The sequence below is a fragment of the Vibrio sp. TRT 2004 genome (genome assembly GCF_050113735.1).
GTDB lineage: Bacteria > Pseudomonadota > Gammaproteobacteria > Enterobacterales > Vibrionaceae > Vibrio.
Window position 1 is genome coordinate 1 of sequence record NZ_JBNJOH010000067.1, and the last position, 16,576, is coordinate 16,576.

Below are 16,576 nucleotides of genomic sequence, written 5' to 3' on the forward strand. Positions count from 1 at the left end.
ATCGCTGCATTTGAACGCCTAACCTGACTTTCCACCATAGACTTTTTCTCTTCTTCTGGGTCTATGATTTCTCTTGGGGGGTATTTATAATCCATATTCCATCCATAAATTTTATTTTAACGTAGTCCTATCAAAAGGCGGTGTTCATAAAAATAAAGACAATGAGACAAGATGCGTAAGAGCATATCATAGAAAAAGCAGAGGCAAAAATTTGCTCAAGAGAGCTTAAAAGACAAGGATTATGGAATATACAAGCGAGGCGACTTTCTAAATATGTGGGTACAAAAAAACCGATGTTGTTCCCACAGCATCGGTTTTAGGGGGTTCGGCGTTTTTCAAGGTAGTTGTCATCATTCGCTTATTAAGCAGCTTTCAAAGAAGAGTTTTGGATGTAGGTTAACTTCTGGATGAACGACAGTTAGATGAAGGTTGTGGCACTCTTATTTGTAAAAAAAGGAGCACATTAAGTGCTCCAAAGGAAAAGGGCAGTGTTTGGTTTATCTTAAGCAGTAGCGAATTTGTATGTGCGATAACCGCCAATCAGGTTACGGGCTTTGAAGCCGTTATTAACTAGCTGACGATACGCAACGTTACCGCGTAACCCAACTTGACAGTAGATCACGATCTCCTTGTCTTTCGGTAGTTCGTCCATACGCTGACGCAATTGGTCTACAGGAATGTTGATCGCATCTTTGATAAAGCCAACATTTTCGAGCTCGCCAGGGTTGCGTACGTCAAGCAGTACTTGATCGTCTGTTAGTGAGTCCATCTCATCAAAGTGAATCGGCGTAGCGTCACCCTTAATGATGTTGTTCGCGACAAAGGCTGCTTGGTTGATCACATCTTTGGCACTGCCGTAAGGAGGCGCGTAAGTCAGTTCTAAGTGTTGAAGTTGCTCAACCGTCATACCTGCACGTTGCGCTACAGCCATTACATCAATTCGTTTATCGACACCGTCTTTACCCACCGCTTGCGCACCAAAGATCTTGCCTGTTTTTGGATCGAACAACATCTTGAACGAGACAATCTCAGCACCTGGGTAGTAACTTGCATGGCTAGCGGTATGAACGTAGACCTTTTCGTACTCAACACCATCACGTTTAAGTTGTTTCTCGTTTTTGCCCGTTGAAGCAACCGCGAGGTCAAAAATCTTACAGATAGCCGTGCCTTGTGTGCCTTGGTAAGTTTCACTGCGTCCGAGCATATTGTCGGCAGCCATACGACCTTGACGGTTAGCAGGACCAGCAAGTGGAACTAGAGTTTGTGCACCCGTGACAAAGTCTTTTTCTTCGACTGCATCACCGACAGCGTAGATGCTAGGATCGCTTGTCTGCATCATTTCATTGGTGTAGATACCACCTAATTGACCAATTTGAAGTCCTGCTTCTTTTGCTAACTTAGTCTCAGGACGCACACCGATAGCCATAATCAAGATATCAGTGGTTAACGACTCGCCATTGTTGAGAGTCAGGTTGAGCTCACCTTCAATATGCTGGTGTTCGGTATCCTCACCAGCGCCGATGCTGGCAATATGTTCATTGGGAATGTATTCAACCGCTTGAAGCGCAACGCCCAGCTTCAAATCAATGCCTTTTTGACGAATTTCAGCGTGAGCAAAGCCCGCCATTTCACGGTCGACAGGTGTCATTACCTGATCTGCCATCTCAATCAGGGTGGTTTTAATTCCCAATTGGTGGAAAGCTTCCATCATTTCTAGACCGATGAATCCACCACCAACAACCGTTGCGTGCTCTGGCTTGTTCATCTGGATGGTTTGCATGATGCGATCCATATCAGGAATGTTACGCAGTGAATGCGTCAGCGGGTTATCAATACCAGGGATTGGTGGAACCACAGGGCCCGCGCCTGGGCTAAGGAGCAAGAAGTCGTAACTTTCCGTATACTCACTACCATCCAGTAGGTTCTTAACCGTAACCTGCTTGTTGTGTCGGTCGATAGATATGACCTCGTTCATAACACGAACATCAACGTTAAATCGAGCTAAAAAGCTTTCTGGAGTTTGCAATAGAAGCTTGCTGCGCTCTTTAATATCGCCGCCAATATGGTAGGGAAGACCGCAATTTGCAAATGAAACAAACGGGCCGCGTTCAAACATGATGATTTCGGCCTCTTCACTCAAGCGACGAGCACGAGCTGCCGCAGATGCGCCGCCAGCCACACCGCCGACAATTAAAATCTTAGTCATTAATAAACCTCAGTTAACGAAAGCCAAACTTTTTCAAAATGAAAACCGCTGGGCAGATACCAGTAAAGGCACTTTGAATCAAATTTACGCCGACAAAAACGGTTAACCATACAAAGTGACTACTGACTGTGAAAGTAAGTAGCACCGACAATAAAACCATACTTCCTGCTAGTACGCGAATCGCATTTTCCATTGTCATAATCGAGTTTCCTTGTTACCGATTAAATCGAATTAGGTTCAATATAGATTGTTTAATTAGAAAAGTCTAATGTTAATTTGTCTAATTTTATTACTACTAAATTAGAATTGACTAATTTTAATATTTGCGTAATATCTAGAGATGTAATCAATAAAGAGGCAAATCATGGCTACACAAGCAATGAACATCGCAGACATGCAGGACAACGCAACTCAGGCTGCTGATCTACTTAAAGTGATGGCGCATCCTGAGCGTTTAATGGTGCTTTGCCAATTGATTCAAGGTGAGGTGGGCGTAGGACAGTTGCAGCAAAGTTCTGCTCTAAGTCAATCCGCGTTTTCTCAGCACCTGACTGTGTTACGTAAGCATGACCTGATTCAGGCACGCAAATCCTCACAACAGGTTTTTTATTCACTTGCGGATCCACGTGTGGAACCGTTAATCCTGAGCTTACATAGCGTTTTTTGTAAATAAGAAGGTAATCATTTCGATGTTAGAAGTTGTTCCTTGGCACTCGTTATTTGGTGGAATGTTGCTCGGAGTCTCTGCGACTCTGTTGATGCTTTTTAACGGCAAAGTGGCCGGAATTAGTGGTGTGATAAATGGTTTGATCAGCCCACGAAGCGGTGAATTTTCATGGCGTCTGCTGTTTTTCACCGGCATGGTGTTAGGCGGACTACTGAGTGTAGTTTTGCTTGGCGTTGAAGTCCCAGTAACCGAAGGCATTTCTCTCTCTCTACTGATTTCTGCGGGTTTATTAGTGGGGTTAGGTACACGTATGGCGAATGGCTGTACTAGTGGACACGGTATCTGTGGCATTGGACGCTTATCGAAGCGTTCAATAATTGCCACCTGTGTTTTTATGTTGGTTGCTGGTGTAACCGTGTATTTCCGTTTACATGTTTTCCAATAAAGGCGGTTTGATGAACACTTTGTTATTTCGTTTATCTGCATTGATTAGTGGTCTATTGTTTGGCGTTGGTATGGCGCTGTCGGGAATGATTGAACCGCAAAAGGTGATTGGTTTTCTGGATGTTGCAGGACAATGGGACCCAAGTTTGGTATTTGTGATGGGCGGAGCATTGCTTATTTTTATGCCGTGCTATTTTCTAGTGATCAAACCTCGTAAAGCATCTGTTACCGGATGCGAATATAGTTTGCCTAGAGCAAAAAACGTTGATTCAAAATTGATTTCTGGTTCGGCACTGTTTGGCCTTGGCTGGGGAATCGCGGGCATCTGTCCAGGTCCTGCGGTTGCAAGTCTTGGTCTAGGAAACCTATCTATTGTGATTTTCTTCTGTGCTATGGTCGTTGGCTCGCTGCTGGCGAAAGTCATATTCGACAAGAGCAATAACCAGCCAAGTATTGTGAGATCCAGCTAGGATCCGTTGGAGGAGACATGGAACGTGCGGTAACCAAGGATAGTGTGATTCATTCTGTAATGAATAGCTTCTTCCCAGCAATATTGATTTTTATGTTATTGGTAGTTGGAGCAGCTGCATTATGGCTGACGCCAAAAGAGGAAGACCCGCAAATTGTTGTTCCGATGGCGGACGTATTGATTTCTGCACCTGGACTCAGCGCCGAGCAGGTTGAAAATCAAGTCACTGAGCCCTTGGAAAAACTCCTAAGTCAGATTGACGGTGTCGAATACGTTTACTCTTCATCAATGGAGGGGGCGGCACAGGTCATCGTTAGGTTTTACGTCGGTGAGCCACGAGAAGCGGCGCTAGTCAAACTGTATAATAAGCTCTATTCAAACCAAGATCGTATTCCCCCTTCGGTAAGCCGCTGGTTAGTCAAGCCGGTTGAAATTGATGATGTGCCTATCGTCGTTGCTGCGATCTATTCGACTGATGCAGACAAGGTTGATCGTTATCAACTGCGTCGAATTGCTGACCAAGCGACTCTGGGTATTAAAGCCCTGCCTTTGACTAACAGCGTTGCCGTTATTGGTGGTGAGTCGAGAAAGATTCACATCGAGCTTGATTCACTTGCCATGGCTAACTTTGGTGTCACAGTGAGCGATTTGAGCTATGCACTGAGCGTAAGTCATACCAAATCCCAAGCAGGCGCGGTGCAAATAGCAGGGCAGCAGTTCCAACTTGAGTCCGGTCAGTTGTTTAAATCTGCGCAAGATATTCAGGATCTTGTCATTGCAGTCGTCAACAATAAACCTGTCTACTTGCGCGATATTGCCTCTGTCGTCGATGGGGCTTCTGAAGCGGCAACCGACACTTGGTATATCTCTTCAGAAACCGCAACTGAGTATCCAGCGGTGTTTATCTCTGTCGCGAAGCAAAAAGGATCGAATGCAGTCGATGTGGCTCAATCAATAGTTGATAGATTTGACTTGCTTCAAGACGAGCAATTTCCCAGCGAAGTTAAGGTCGATATTATTAGGAACTATGGTCAGACCGCTGACGATAAGGTGTCTAACCTGGTCTCTAGCTTAGGCGTTTCAATCGTTACCGTGGTGGTATTTGTCGGTCTGTTCCTTAACTGGCGTAGTGCACTTGTGGTGGGTATTGCTATCCCTATTAGCTATGGGGCGGCGTTGGGAATGGATTTGCTGTTTGGCTACTCGATTAACCGTGTTACCCTGTTTGCACTGATTTTGGCGTTGGGTTTGATTGTCGACGACCCGATCGCGAGTATTGACAATATTGAACGTTTTCTAAAACGAAAAGACTTGTCTCGTGCCAAGGCCATTGTGGCAGCGATGGCAGAGATTCGCAGTGCACTTTTAATGTCCACGGTCGCGATTGTGATTGTCTTTACCCCGATGTTTTTTATTACTGGAATGATGGGGCCTTACATGGCACCGTTGGCATTCAATGTTCCTATCAGTGTTATATTCAGTACTATCGTCGCGTTCTTTATTACGCCTTGGTTAGCCAAAAAACTTCTTAAAGCGACCAAGCAACAAGACCATTACCAAATAGAAAATTCCGCGCTATACAAACTTTACGCGAGAGTTTTGACGCCTCTGCTTGCCAGTCGTCAGAAGGCGTGGTTGTTCTTAGGCTTAGTTGCGATCTTGTTTTTTGCCGCGGCAACCTTACCTGCTTTGCGTCTCGTTCCGCTTAAACTTTTGCCATATGACAATAAGAATGAGTTTCAACTGGTGTTGAACATGCCGGAGTCCGCCAGTTTTGCTGACACTTCAAATGCATTGCGCGTATTCGCAGATTATTTAGTACAAGTACCAGAAGTCGAGTCAGTCTCGGGGTTTGCGGGATTAGCGTCTCCAATGGACTTTAATGGTATGGTTCGTCATTACTTTATGCGTAGTGAACCGTATCAAGGTGAGTTGAGAGTGGTACTGGTAGAAAAACATAGTCGCTCAATGCAATCACACCAAATTGTTACGCGACTCAGGGAGGATTTGGAGTCCATTGCTCGAAAACAAGACGCAGAGATACAGTTAGTCGAAGTACCGCCAGGCCCTCCGGTGATAGCGACCATCACGGCGGAAGTGTATGGAAATGAGCAGACAAGCTACCAAGAATTGATTACGCAGGCAGACATTGTTGCGCAGAGACTCAGAAGCGAAGCCTTTGTATCAGAGGTCGACACCAGTGTTCAGAAGCAACTGGAGACTTGGCAGTTTATTGTTGATCAGGAGAAAGCAGCGCTTTCAGGCATTTCAGTCCAAGATATCAATGCCACCATAACGGCGGCCAATAAAGGGCAAGTGCTCGGTTATCTGGCCAGTGCGCAGGAAGTAGCGGCGCTGCCGATAGAAATTCGTCTACCAAGAGGTGAGCGTGATTCTTTAGACAGCTTGTTGCAACTCTATGTTCGTGGGCAAGCAGGGGTGGTGAAAGTGGCCAGTCAAGGTACGTTTAGTGATGCACCACAGCCTTTAGTTCAGTTATCGGAACTGGGTGAGTTTGTAAAAAGAGCGGTGGATAGTCCTATTTATCACAAGAATCTCAAACCTGTGGTGTATGTCTATGCAGAGTCAGTTGGCCGTGTGCCTGGTGAGATCGTTGCTGACGTTATTGCAGATCAAAATAGGCATAGTGAACGTGAATTTACCGACTGGAGCAATCGTACTTATTTTAGTAACGGTTCAGGCCAAAATTGGCAGTTGGACGATAATATCCATGTGGTCTGGAGCGGAGAAGGGGAATGGAAAATCACGGTTGATGTATTTCGTGACCTCGGAATCGCATATGGTGCGGCTTTGCTAGGCGTGTTTGTTGTGATGCTCATTCAGACGGGGCTGCCTGCTGTCTCTGGCATTATTATGCTTGCTATACCGTTAACCGTGATTGGTATCATGCCGGGATTTTGGCTATTAAATAGCTTGTCGAGCGGCATAAATGGTTATCCAGACCCGGCACTATTTACGGCAACCGCGATGATCGGAATGATTGCATTGGCGGGTATTGTGGTGCGTAACTCTCTTGTTCTCATTGAGTTTATTCAGCAATCCTTGGCTCGCGGCGAATCGTTAAACAATGCTCTTCTTCAATCGGGCGCAGTTAGGATGAGACCGATATTACTAACAGCGGGTACTACGTTACTGGGTAACATCGTTATTACTCTCGATCCAATATTCAATGGATTAGCATGGGCCATTATTTTTGGTATTACCGCTTCAACGATATTTACGCTACTGGTTATTCCAGTGGTCTATAACCTCGCTTATCAGAATAAACAGGGCCATGGACTTCCTGTATTGGAGGATGAACAATGATCAATCGTAAACTTTTATTAGGAACCGTTCTCTTCGCCGGACTTGCATTGGTCTTCCTCTATATGGCAGGCGTGTTCACACCTAAAGTCTCTACTCAAATGCAAACACGCGATGCAGTCAGTCAAACACAGCCAGTTGTCACTTTGGTTGCTACCGAAGAACGTGTAATGCGACAGTTTCCGGGAACCGTCGTCGCGGATCAAAAAGCGACGATAGCCGCGAGATTAACGGCAACGGTTGTCGAAGTGCTGGTTGAAGTGGGTCAGCCAGTCCGTAAAGGAGACGTGTTGCTGAGATTAGAAAGTGATGACCTTAATGCTCGAGTCAGGCAGACAGAGCAAAGCTTGTCATCTGCACAAGCGCAGTTAAATGCAGCGCGTAAAGAATATGCGCGAATCAAAGAGCTCCTGAACAAGAAATTGGTACCGCAAGCGCAATTCGATCAGGCTGAGAGTACGTTAAAGACGGCAATAGCGAATTTGGAGCAGGCACGCGCGGCTGTTTCAGAAGCAGAAACAACGTTTGGTTTCAGCGTAATTACGGCCCCTTTTGATGGTGTTATTACCCACAAACCGATTAACTCAGGTGACACAGCAACACCAGGTATGGCGTTGTTGTCGATGTACAATCCAGACTCACTCATCGTTGAAGCGGATGTTGCCGAATCCGTCATGCCTGCTTTGTCGATAGGCGCGACGTTAGCGGTTGAGATCCCGACTTACCAGTTGGTTTTAGATGCGAACATCAATGAAATTGCGCCGGCGGCGGATAGCGGGTCGCGCAGTTACCTAATCAGATTGGGTTTCGATACCGAACATACACTCTATCCAGGCAATTTTGCCCGAGTATCTGTTGATCTAGGCAGTGAAAAAGTACTTAAAGTCCCGGTTGCTGCTATCTATCAAGTCGGTCAACTAGACTACGTTAAAGTGGTCGAAGAGGGGATGGTTCACACTCGACTTGTCCAATTGGGGGATGACTTCCGAGTGCGAAAAGGGCTTGTTGAAGGGGACGTTGTACTACTTAATCCCCGTGATTTGTAGCTAATGAATTTCAGTGCTCAGAGGGCAATGGTCGCTGAGTTGATGGTTAATCACGTCGCTGATCGCAAACACATTTTGCTTGGGTGTCGATGCGGTTAGCGTGTCACTCACAATGATATGATCGATGAGTGAGCGAAATTGGTGGGTCTTATTCGGGTTGTTGCGTGACTTCACTTTACAATCCGCACGACTGGCTTGTGATGCCAGTGATGCGTGAGTCTGGTCTGAGATACCTTTCCATAACCAATCATTTTGATACCCCATGTTGTGGTTAAAATCCCCAAGGATGATATAGGCTTCTTGTTTGGACTCACGAAGCCTTATCCAGTCATTGAGAGCTTGCCCTTGTCCCTTGAGTGTTTGGCACGCTTGGCTGTTATTAAATCGACCTGAACAGCCTGCTTTGAGATGAACGGAAAGCGCATGAAGCGGTTGATTGCTTGTAGGCTCAATGATGATGTAACTAGCGAAACGCAGTTTACTGTTGTTAGCGTTATCAAGACGAAGGTCTTTGGCGTTAGCCACTTTAATTCCTTTTCTAACCGCAAAGCCAGTGTATTGATTGATGCTATCAAATTGGTGATGCTGGTTGCTGCTTTCACTCCGCTCAGAAAAGAACGTTTGATATTTTGAGCCAATGACCTTGGTCAATACTTGCGCATCGTTCACTTCCTGAAATGCGACGACATCACTATTGATGTAGATAAAGTGACGCTTTAGTAGCTGATAGTCCGCGTTGCTTCTCTGCGATGCGGAAAACTCAGGTGATGGCTGGCTGCTTAGCCATTCAAAATTCCATGTTGAAAACGTCATCTGTGGTGCTGACACAGCAGGAAATGAAAAGACCAACAGGAGTGACGCAAAATTTGACCACGTTTTAGGGGCTATCATAGGATTTAATTCATGAACAGAGTTGCAGCCTTTATCCTATAAGAGGTCATAAAATTGCAAGTAGATTTAGTAGCATTTTTGCAATTTTCATCATTTTATTCTCATCTGAGATCAACCCCACTAAGATCGATTTGATCTTGAGCGAGGCTCTCCTTTTGTTGATCAAAATCAATACTTTTGCCTCCCTCATCTCGTTAAATACGCCACAATATATAGTGTCAGTCGAACAAGAAATCGCCCTATATAGTGTATTTGTGGATAAGTCTGTGGGTATGCTGGGGTAAGGAGAAAAGGTGAAACCAATCGTAATCAAGCGTGATGGCTCAAGAGCTCCGTTTAGCAGGGATCGCATTCAAGCTGCAGTGGAATCAGCAGCCGAGCACGTAGACCAAGAAATCGCATTATACGCACTGAATGTTGCGTTAGCGGTAGAGCTTCAGCTAAAAGATCACGATGAAGTCCACATCCACGAAATCCAGACCCGAGTAGAAAATGAGTTGATGCAAGGGCCTTATAAGTCTTTGGCACGTTCATACATCGAGTATCGTCATGATCGTGATATCGCACGTGAGAAGCAGAGCACGTTGACGCGTGAAATTGAAGGTCTTATCGAAGAGAGTAACGTTGATCTAATCAACGAAAACGCCAACAAAGACGGTAAGGTCATTCCAACTCAGCGCGACCTATTAGCGGGTATTGTTGCGAAACATTATGCCAAGACGCACATTTTACCACGTGATATTGTTCAGGCTCATGAGATGGGCGATATTCACTACCATGACTTAGATTACGCACCGTTTTTCCCGATGTTTAACTGCATGCTGATTGATTTACAAGGCATGCTGACACACGGTTTCAAAATGGGTAATGCTGAGATAGACACACCGAAATCCATTTCGACTGCAACTGCGGTAACGGCGCAGATCATTGCTCAGGTCGCCAGTCATATCTATGGCGGAACAACCATCAACCGCATTGATGAAGTTCTAGAGCCTTATGTGATGACCAGTTATCACAAGCATTTGGAGATCGCCAAAGAGTGGGATATTCCCAACCCTGAAGCGTTTGCCTCCGCTCGTACAGAGAAAGAGTGTTATGACGCGTTCCAATCACTAGAGTATGAAGTTAACACACTCCATACAGCAAACGGCCAAACGCCATTTGTGACCTTTGGCTTCGGTCTGGGTACAAGTTGGGCGTCACGATTAATTCAGCAGTCAATTTTGAAAAATCGTATTGCGGGTCTAGGTAAAAATCGTAAAACGGCTGTGTTTCCAAAGCTAGTGTTTGGCATTAAAGATGGGTTAAACCACAAGTCTGAAGATCCAAACTACGATATCAAGCAGTTGGCGCTGGAGTGTGCTTCGAAACGCATGTATCCAGATATTCTCAACTACGACAAAGTGGTAGAGATTACGGGGTCATTTAAGACGCCTATGGGTTGTCGTAGCTTCTTGGGTACCTACCAAGAGAATGGCGAGTTAGTCCATGAAGGACGCAACAACTTAGGCGTGGTAAGCCTTAACTTGCCGCGAATTGCGATTGCTGCTAACCGTGATGAGCGCCAGTTCTACAAGCTATTGGATGAAAGACTGGATCTGGCTCGTCGCGCGCTAGAGACTCGAATCTCACGTCTAGAAAATGTCAAAGCACGGGTAGCACCGATTCTTTACATGGAAGGGGCTTGTGGTGTGCGACTAAAAGCTGACGAACCGATTGCCAACATCTTCAAAAACGGCCGTGCATCGATTTCTCTTGGTTACATCGGTATTCATGAAACGATCAATGCCTTGTTTGGTGATGAAACACACGTCTATGACGATGCTGAACTGCGTCAGAAAGCGGTGGATATCGTCAAGTATCTAAAAGACAAAGTGAATCAGTGGGCAGAAGAGTCTGGTTATGGCTACAGCCTATACGGTACACCAAGTGAGAACCTGTGCAGCCGTTTCTGTCGTATTGATACTAAAGAGTTTGGTGTTATCAAAGGTGTGACGGATAAAGGTTACTACACCAATAGTTTCCACCTCGATGTGGAAAAAAAGGTTAACCCTTACGACAAGATTGATTTTGAAATGCCTTACCCACAAATCTCGAGTGGTGGTTTCATTTGTTATGGCGAATTCCCGAACATGCAACGCAATGTTGAAGCGTTAGAAAACGTCTGGGATTACAGTTACAGCCGCGTACCTTATTACGGAACAAATACGCCAATCGATGAGTGTTATGAGTGTGGCTACAATGGTGAGTTCGACTGTACCAGTAAAGGCTTTACTTGCCCGAGCTGTGGGAACCATGACTCGACTAAAGTATCTGTGACACGTCGTGTGTGCGGCTATCTAGGTAGCCCAGATGCACGTCCGTTTAACTTCGGTAAACAAGAAGAAGTTAAACGTCGCGTCAAGCACCTATAAATCGGGTAGTTGAATTGCAACACTAACAAGTAACATTGAGCCCAAAACTGGGCTCAATTTGTTTGAATGAGTAAAGTATGAATTACCACCAATATTACCCCATAGACGTTGTAAATGGTCCAGGCACGCGTTGTACGCTGTTTGTCTCTGGTTGTGTGCATCAGTGTCGCGGTTGTTACAATCAGTCTACTCAACGTTTGGATTCGGGTATCCTGTTTACTCAGCAGGCAGAAGATCAAATCATTGCTGATCTCAACGATACGCGTATCAAACGCCGTGGGTTATCGTTGTCGGGGGGAGACCCACTTCATCCGGCCAATGTACCTCATATACTCAAACTGGTTAAACGAGTACGAGAGGAGTGTCCAGATAAAGATATCTGGCTGTGGACTGGTTACACATTGGCAGAGCTTGATGATGCGCAACGTGAAGTGGTCCAATATATCGACACTCTGATTGATGGTAAGTTTGAACAGGACAAACGCGATCTTAACCTTGAGTGGCGGGGGAGTTCGAATCAGATTATTCACCGCTTTAAAATCGACTAGTAGAATTTGCTGCAAAAAGGGCGAAAGTTAAATAAATGTTAAATAATTCGGAGGTTTATCCTGTTTTGCACTTTAGCGCTGAAATTTTATTTCTAGATTTATAAATTAGATGTTAACTTGAAGGCCGTTACTTGAATTTCAAAGGGTTGTGACTTTCATGTTCTCTCATTTACCGACTCCTACATTGGATCCTATTCTTTCTTTATCCGTTGCTTACCGCAACGATCCACGCGCCGAAAAAGTTGATCTTGGCATTGGCGTGTATAAAAACAGTGCTGGTGAAACGCCAGTAATGAAAGCGATTTCTCAGGCACAAGACATTGTTGTCGCCACACAAAAAACGAAATCTTACGTTGGTTTGGCGGGGTGTGAAGAGTTTAACCAGTCAATGATTGACTTGTTACTTAAAGGCACTTCAGCGATGGATCGTGTTGCTGCAATCCAGACTCCGGGTGCAAGCGGTGCACTACGTATGCTGGGTGACCTGATGAGGGTAGCCCAGCCAAATACGACGGTTTGGATTTCCAATCCTAGTTATGTCAACCACCGACCAGTAATGGAAGCGGCAGGTCTTAAAGTTAAGCACTACAGCTATTTTAGTCCTGAAACTAAGCAAGTTGATGTTGCTCGTATGATGGATGATCTTGCACAAGCGGGTCCTGAAGATGTGGTTTTACTTCATGGTTGTTGCCATAACCCAACAGGTGCCGACATCAATTTCGATGCTTGGAAAGCGATTACAGAGTTGTCACAGAAAAATGGATTTATTCCCTTTGTTGATATTGCCTACCAAGGATTTGGTGATGGTCTAGAGCAAGACGCACAAGGTCTTCGTCACATGGCTAACAATGTGGAAGAAATGCTGATTACCACCTCATGTTCGAAGAATTTTGGTCTTTACCGTGAACGTACCGGTGCTGCAATCGTGGTTGGTAAGTCGGTCGAAGATGTCAGTAATGCGAAAGGTAAGCTTCTCACTCTGGCTCGTGCAACTTATACCATGCCACCCGATCACGGTGCAGCATTAGTCAAAACTATCTTGCAAAATCAAGAGCTAACCGCAGTTTGGAAGCAAGAGTTAAGTGAAATGCAGCAACGATTGTTAAACCTTCGTCAGACTTTGTGTCATGAATTGAGAAATAGCCACAATACTTCACAATTCGATTTTATTGAGAGCCACAAAGGCATGTTTACTGTGCTAGGCTTTAGCCAAGACCAAATGATGCAACTCCGTGAACAATATGGAATTTATGGAGTAGGCGATGGTCGGATCAACATCGCAGGTTTAACTGAGAAGGACATTCCTTACGTAGCCGAAGCGATTGTGAACGTTTCATAAGTGTTTTGGGGCGAGTTTTCGCCCCTTTTAACACAGCAGTTTGTCAAAATTAGGTGACCGAATGAATAATACGTGGAAAGCACTAATTCCATTTATGCTAAGTGGCGGTTTAATCGCTTGTTCGACAACGGGACAACCTCCTGTAGAACCCGAGCAAAAACCACAGATTGAACAACCCAACGTTGAAAAACCGCAAATCGAAGAGCCGAAGCAAGAAATTGAAAAGCCAGTTGCGCCAGTCGTAAAACCTCAACAACCTGTCGTTGAATTAAAACCGAAAAAAACCTCTGATGGTAAATTGTTGCTGGGCGAAGAAGAGTGGGTCTATGTTCCGGGCTTAGATGCCAATTTCAAAGCGCGCGTAGATACCGGAGCGACAACCTCTTCTATCAGTGCAATCGATATTGTTCCTTTTGAGCGCGATGGTAAAGACTGGGTCAAATTCAAGATCGAGCATGAAGGTATCAAGAGCAAAGAAATTGCTCTGCCTGTTCAACGCTGGGTTAAGATCCGCCAATCAAGTGCCGATGGTAGCCATGAGCGCGCGGTTGTGGAAGCATGGATTCAAGTGGGCGAGTTGAAAGAGAAAACAGAATTTACTCTGGCCGATCGCACCCACTTAACGTTCCCACTATTACTCGGACGTAGCTTTTTTAAAGATGTTGCCGTTGTCGATGTCAGCAAAAAATACATTCAAGATAAGCACAAATAATTTATCTAATTGACCAAAATTAAGACCAGCATCAGGATTATGTGCTGGTTTTTTTATCTCTCTAGATCATGTTTTTGTTTAATGAATCAGCATCATAATTAACATTGAGTTAATATCTGGCCGAAAAGTCAGCAGCGAGCGCCAACAGACTTTTCACTGGTTATCGCCAAGTGAATTGCCTCTCACTGATTTCTATTCTGCTGATGTTGACTATATTCAGCGTCATCTGGTTAATTACGCTTAATTCGGTTGCATTAATAGACGAATTTTGTGCAGATAGCAAAAAGCCAACGGATGTCCGTTGGCTTTGAGTATTTTGACGATTTTATTGAATTTCTAGCAGCTCGACATCGAAAATCAAACTCGCCGCAGGCGGGATAGGACCAGTGCCATTTTTGCCGTAAGCAAGTGGGCTAGGGATGTATAAGCGGAACTTATCGCCTACCGTCATGTAAGTTAGACCTTCCTGCCAGCCTTTGATCACTTGATTCAATTTAAAGCTGATTGGTTCACCGCGGTCAACTGAGCTGTCAAACACCGTACCATCGATAAGCATGCCATGGTAATGAACTTTCACTGTGTTAGTTACTGTTGGATGTTCAGTGCCTTCGCCTTTATGCAAAACCTCGTATTGCAAACCACTTTCAGTCATGATGATATTATCGCGCTTAGCGTTCTCGAGGAGAAATGCTTGCCCAGCAGCAAAGTTTTCTTCACTCGCTTTGTGGTTTGTCCAAGTGCGGTAGATGAAAAATGCCGCAAGAATGAAAACAACGATAGGGAAGATGATTTTAGACATAGTTTCTTTCCGTAGAATTAAGGTTGTTGAAGCAAGAAGTTAATGGTTTCAGCAATGCTTGCCACATCTTGGTGACCGCTGGTTATAACCTGATATTTACCATTAACAATGAAAGTAGGGACGGCGTTGATCTGACCTTGGGTTGTGATGTCATCAGCGACTTGCATTGCAGCAAACAATTGTTTTTGTTGCTGTTCATCAAAGTCATAAGGACTGGTTAACCCACGGCTATGGAAGACTTGATCGAGTGCGTTCTTCTTATCTGTAAGTGTTGCACCATCTCCCATTTGAGTTGCAGCAAACATCTCGTTCATCATCTCATGATCGGGTTTTTTGCCTAATTGCATTTCAGCCGAGTAGTAGATCATTGCACCAATTTGTGCGCTCTCATTAAACGTTACGTGAACTTTTCCGACCGACTGACCAGTGAGTTTCTCAATGGTTGGCATCTCATTTTCCATCTGGCGGCAATGACCGCAGTTGAGTGAAAATACCTCGGTAACTGGTGGCAAACGAAATGTCGCTAAGTTGACTGGAAGTTGTTCATACTGCTTTCCTTCCACGGGACCAGAATTTTCGCTGCAGCCGACTAGAAGTGCAGAAAGAGCAATAAAAGCAAAGGTTGCGAGTTTCTTCATGATGATATCTCGAATCGTGACGGTGTCGAATTTGATGAGTGACACCAGCGCGATATCTGTGTGAGTTAAAAGTAGGATGATTTTACTGATTCAAATTGAGAAGCGAAACCATTCGATGACAGAATTGGGTGAATAAAGTATTTCTAACGATGAATAATGCGCTGCCTGCATTTAGCTGTTGATATAATTGTAAGTGTCGAGATAAAAATTGTCTGAAAAGGGCTAAAGATTATTCATTTTTGCCGATACAGATTATGTAGCGTAACGGAACTCACGGTGGACTCATGAAGCAAATTATATTACCCCTTATTCTCCTAGTGTCAGGCTGTAGCAGCATGACGGACGAGATGGCATTTTGGGATGATAACTTGTTGGACAGCGCGCCAAAGTCGGATTTTGATGTTCGCTACCCTGAGTGGGGCTCACAGCCTGTTATGTCAACTTCTGGCGTTCGCGGTCCAATGGGGCAACAACGGACTAAGAGCTATAGTGATTTACAGAACTTCCTGGTCAGCAATGGTATCGATTACGAAATATTGCCGGGTAATCATGTCATGGTGCGTCTCAAAGACACGATAAAATTCAATACAGGCTCGTCTCGAGTCGCATCTGATTCAAAATATTGGCTGGATATGATGGGAAGCTACTTGGCAACACAACCGAGTATCGACATTGTTATTGACGGGCATGCTGATAGCACCGGCGCGCCAAGCGTTAATGACAGCTTGTCAATGAAGCGAGCAAATGCAGTCAAACAGCAGCTTGTTAGTAACAGGGTCGCGATGGATTCAATTTATACTCGTGGTTATGGTGAATATGTGCCCGCATGTAGTAACAGAACTAAAGAAGGTAAAGCGTGTAATCGCCGTGTTGAAGTGCTGTTTATTGTTTCAACTAACTGATTAAACTTGTTAATTTGGATCAGTTTATGGAAATCCGTTCTAAGTATTTGGATAAAATTGGAGCTAAAGAATAAAAAATTAGCACCTTAATCAACCGAACAAGTTAACCAACTTCTACGTTAACCCCTCGATACTAAATGACCATTATCTTCTCATCAAGCAATAGAACCAAGATCA

At 44.7% G+C, this 16,576-nt stretch carries 15 protein-coding genes; 10 read left to right on the top strand and 5 right to left on the bottom strand.

The features are described from left to right. Nucleotides 1-502: 502 nt before the first annotated feature. Nucleotides 503-2,206 carry an FAD-dependent oxidoreductase gene (locus ACQEXR_RS18680; protein ID WP_427020903.1) on the bottom strand — a complete coding sequence of 568 codons (1,704 nt, stop codon included), beginning with the start codon at nucleotides 2,204-2,206 and terminating at the stop codon, nucleotides 503-505. 13 nt (nucleotides 2,207-2,219) lie between these two features. Beyond that, nucleotides 2,220-2,405 (bottom strand): YgaP family membrane protein, encoded by a 186-nt coding sequence (locus ACQEXR_RS18685; protein ID WP_138970963.1) that lies wholly within the window; start codon nucleotides 2,403-2,405, stop codon nucleotides 2,220-2,222. A 165-nt stretch (nucleotides 2,406-2,570) separates the two neighbouring features. Here ACQEXR_RS18685 and ACQEXR_RS18690 point away from each other — a divergent pair, with 165 nt between their 5' ends. The 5 genes from ACQEXR_RS18690 to ACQEXR_RS18710 are packed head-to-tail and all read left to right on the top strand — an operon-like array spanning nucleotide 2,571 to nucleotide 8,156. Next, entirely contained in the window at nucleotides 2,571-2,879 is a 309-nt protein-coding gene (locus ACQEXR_RS18690) for an ArsR/SmtB family transcription factor (protein WP_269374852.1), read from the top strand. A 16-nt stretch (nucleotides 2,880-2,895) separates the two neighbouring features. After that, a complete protein-coding gene (locus tag ACQEXR_RS18695) occupies nucleotides 2,896-3,318 on the top strand; it encodes a YeeE/YedE family protein (protein ID WP_138970965.1) in 423 nt (140 codons plus the stop codon). A 10-nt stretch (nucleotides 3,319-3,328) separates the two neighbouring features. Beyond that, the gene (locus ACQEXR_RS18700; RefSeq protein WP_427020904.1) at nucleotides 3,329-3,787 is read left to right on the top strand and encodes a DUF6691 family protein; all 459 of its coding nucleotides are present in this window, start codon (nucleotides 3,329-3,331) and stop codon (nucleotides 3,785-3,787) included. A 17-nt stretch (nucleotides 3,788-3,804) separates the two neighbouring features. Further along, complete coding sequence (locus ACQEXR_RS18705) at nucleotides 3,805-7,113, top strand: efflux RND transporter permease subunit (RefSeq protein WP_427020905.1); 3,309 nt, start codon at nucleotides 3,805-3,807, stop codon at nucleotides 7,111-7,113. Then, complete coding sequence (locus ACQEXR_RS18710; protein ID WP_427020906.1) at nucleotides 7,110-8,156, top strand: efflux RND transporter periplasmic adaptor subunit; 1,047 nt, start codon at nucleotides 7,110-7,112, stop codon at nucleotides 8,154-8,156. The genes ACQEXR_RS18705 and ACQEXR_RS18710 overlap by 4 nt, the downstream gene beginning before the upstream one ends. Here the strand turns inward: ACQEXR_RS18710 and ACQEXR_RS18715 are convergent, their stop codons facing one another. Then, complete coding sequence (locus tag ACQEXR_RS18715; protein WP_427020907.1) at nucleotides 8,157-9,047, bottom strand: endonuclease/exonuclease/phosphatase family protein; 891 nt, start codon at nucleotides 9,045-9,047, stop codon at nucleotides 8,157-8,159. A 293-nt stretch (nucleotides 9,048-9,340) separates the two neighbouring features. Between ACQEXR_RS18715 and nrdD the strand changes: the two genes are divergently transcribed. The 4 genes from nrdD to ACQEXR_RS18735 all read left to right on the top strand — a co-directional run bounded on the left by nrdD (nucleotide 9,341) and on the right by ACQEXR_RS18735 (nucleotide 14,060). After that, a complete protein-coding gene (nrdD, locus tag ACQEXR_RS18720; RefSeq protein ID WP_138970971.1) occupies nucleotides 9,341-11,461 on the top strand; it encodes an anaerobic ribonucleoside-triphosphate reductase in 2,121 nt (706 codons plus the stop codon). Nucleotides 11,462-11,538: 77 nt separating this feature from the next. Then, nucleotides 11,539-12,009 carry an anaerobic ribonucleoside-triphosphate reductase-activating protein gene (gene nrdG, locus ACQEXR_RS18725; protein ID WP_427020908.1) on the top strand — a complete coding sequence of 157 codons (471 nt, stop codon included), beginning with the start codon at nucleotides 11,539-11,541 and terminating at the stop codon, nucleotides 12,007-12,009. A gap of 157 nt (nucleotides 12,010-12,166) precedes the next feature. Next, nucleotides 12,167-13,348 (top strand): amino acid aminotransferase, encoded by a 1,182-nt coding sequence (locus tag ACQEXR_RS18730; RefSeq protein WP_269374844.1) that lies wholly within the window; start codon nucleotides 12,167-12,169, stop codon nucleotides 13,346-13,348. Between the two features lie 61 nt (nucleotides 13,349-13,409). Beyond that, nucleotides 13,410-14,060: an ATP-dependent zinc protease family protein gene (locus ACQEXR_RS18735; RefSeq protein ID WP_138970974.1), complete on the top strand. Its 651-nt coding sequence runs from the start codon at nucleotides 13,410-13,412 to the stop codon at nucleotides 14,058-14,060. 325 nt (nucleotides 14,061-14,385) lie between these two features. Here the strand turns inward: ACQEXR_RS18735 and ACQEXR_RS18740 are convergent, their stop codons facing one another. Continuing rightward, on the bottom strand, nucleotides 14,386-14,859 hold the full coding sequence (locus tag ACQEXR_RS18740; protein WP_427020909.1) for an FKBP-type peptidyl-prolyl cis-trans isomerase: 474 nt from the start codon (nucleotides 14,857-14,859) through the stop codon (nucleotides 14,386-14,388). A gap of 17 nt (nucleotides 14,860-14,876) precedes the next feature. After that, nucleotides 14,877-15,497, bottom strand: coding sequence for a thiol:disulfide interchange protein DsbA/DsbL (locus ACQEXR_RS18745; RefSeq protein WP_427020910.1), 621 nt, complete (start codon nucleotides 15,495-15,497; stop codon nucleotides 14,877-14,879). Nucleotides 15,498-15,781: 284 nt separating this feature from the next. Between ACQEXR_RS18745 and ACQEXR_RS18750 the strand changes: the two genes are divergently transcribed. Next, a complete protein-coding gene (locus ACQEXR_RS18750) occupies nucleotides 15,782-16,399 on the top strand; it encodes an OmpA family protein (RefSeq protein ID WP_427020911.1) in 618 nt (205 codons plus the stop codon). The last annotated feature ends 177 nt before the right edge of the window (nucleotides 16,400-16,576 follow it).

Excerpts from the sequence above, each read along its gene's own strand:
- ACQEXR_RS18680 (WP_427020903.1), bottom strand. The coding sequence starts at position 2,206 with ATGACTAAGATTTTAATTGTCGGCGGTGTGGCTGGCGGCGCATCTGCG.
- ACQEXR_RS18685 (WP_138970963.1), bottom strand. The coding sequence starts at position 2,405 with ATGACAATGGAAAATGCGATTCGCGTACTAGCAGGAAGTATGGTTTTA.
- ACQEXR_RS18690 (WP_269374852.1), top strand. The coding sequence starts at position 2,571 with ATGGCTACACAAGCAATGAACATCGCAGACATGCAGGACAACGCAACT.
- ACQEXR_RS18695 (WP_138970965.1), top strand. The coding sequence starts at position 2,896 with ATGTTAGAAGTTGTTCCTTGGCACTCGTTATTTGGTGGAATGTTGCTC.
- ACQEXR_RS18700 (WP_427020904.1), top strand. The coding sequence starts at position 3,329 with ATGAACACTTTGTTATTTCGTTTATCTGCATTGATTAGTGGTCTATTG.
- ACQEXR_RS18705 (WP_427020905.1), top strand. The coding sequence starts at position 3,805 with ATGGAACGTGCGGTAACCAAGGATAGTGTGATTCATTCTGTAATGAAT.
- ACQEXR_RS18710 (WP_427020906.1), top strand. The coding sequence starts at position 7,110 with ATGATCAATCGTAAACTTTTATTAGGAACCGTTCTCTTCGCCGGACTT.
- ACQEXR_RS18715 (WP_427020907.1), bottom strand. The coding sequence starts at position 9,047 with ATGATAGCCCCTAAAACGTGGTCAAATTTTGCGTCACTCCTGTTGGTC.
- nrdG (WP_427020908.1), top strand. The coding sequence starts at position 11,539 with ATGAATTACCACCAATATTACCCCATAGACGTTGTAAATGGTCCAGGC.
- ACQEXR_RS18730 (WP_269374844.1), top strand. The coding sequence starts at position 12,167 with ATGTTCTCTCATTTACCGACTCCTACATTGGATCCTATTCTTTCTTTA.
- ACQEXR_RS18735 (WP_138970974.1), top strand. The coding sequence starts at position 13,410 with ATGAATAATACGTGGAAAGCACTAATTCCATTTATGCTAAGTGGCGGT.
- ACQEXR_RS18740 (WP_427020909.1), bottom strand. The coding sequence starts at position 14,859 with ATGTCTAAAATCATCTTCCCTATCGTTGTTTTCATTCTTGCGGCATTT.
- ACQEXR_RS18745 (WP_427020910.1), bottom strand. The coding sequence starts at position 15,497 with ATGAAGAAACTCGCAACCTTTGCTTTTATTGCTCTTTCTGCACTTCTA.
- ACQEXR_RS18750 (WP_427020911.1), top strand. The coding sequence starts at position 15,782 with ATGAAGCAAATTATATTACCCCTTATTCTCCTAGTGTCAGGCTGTAGC.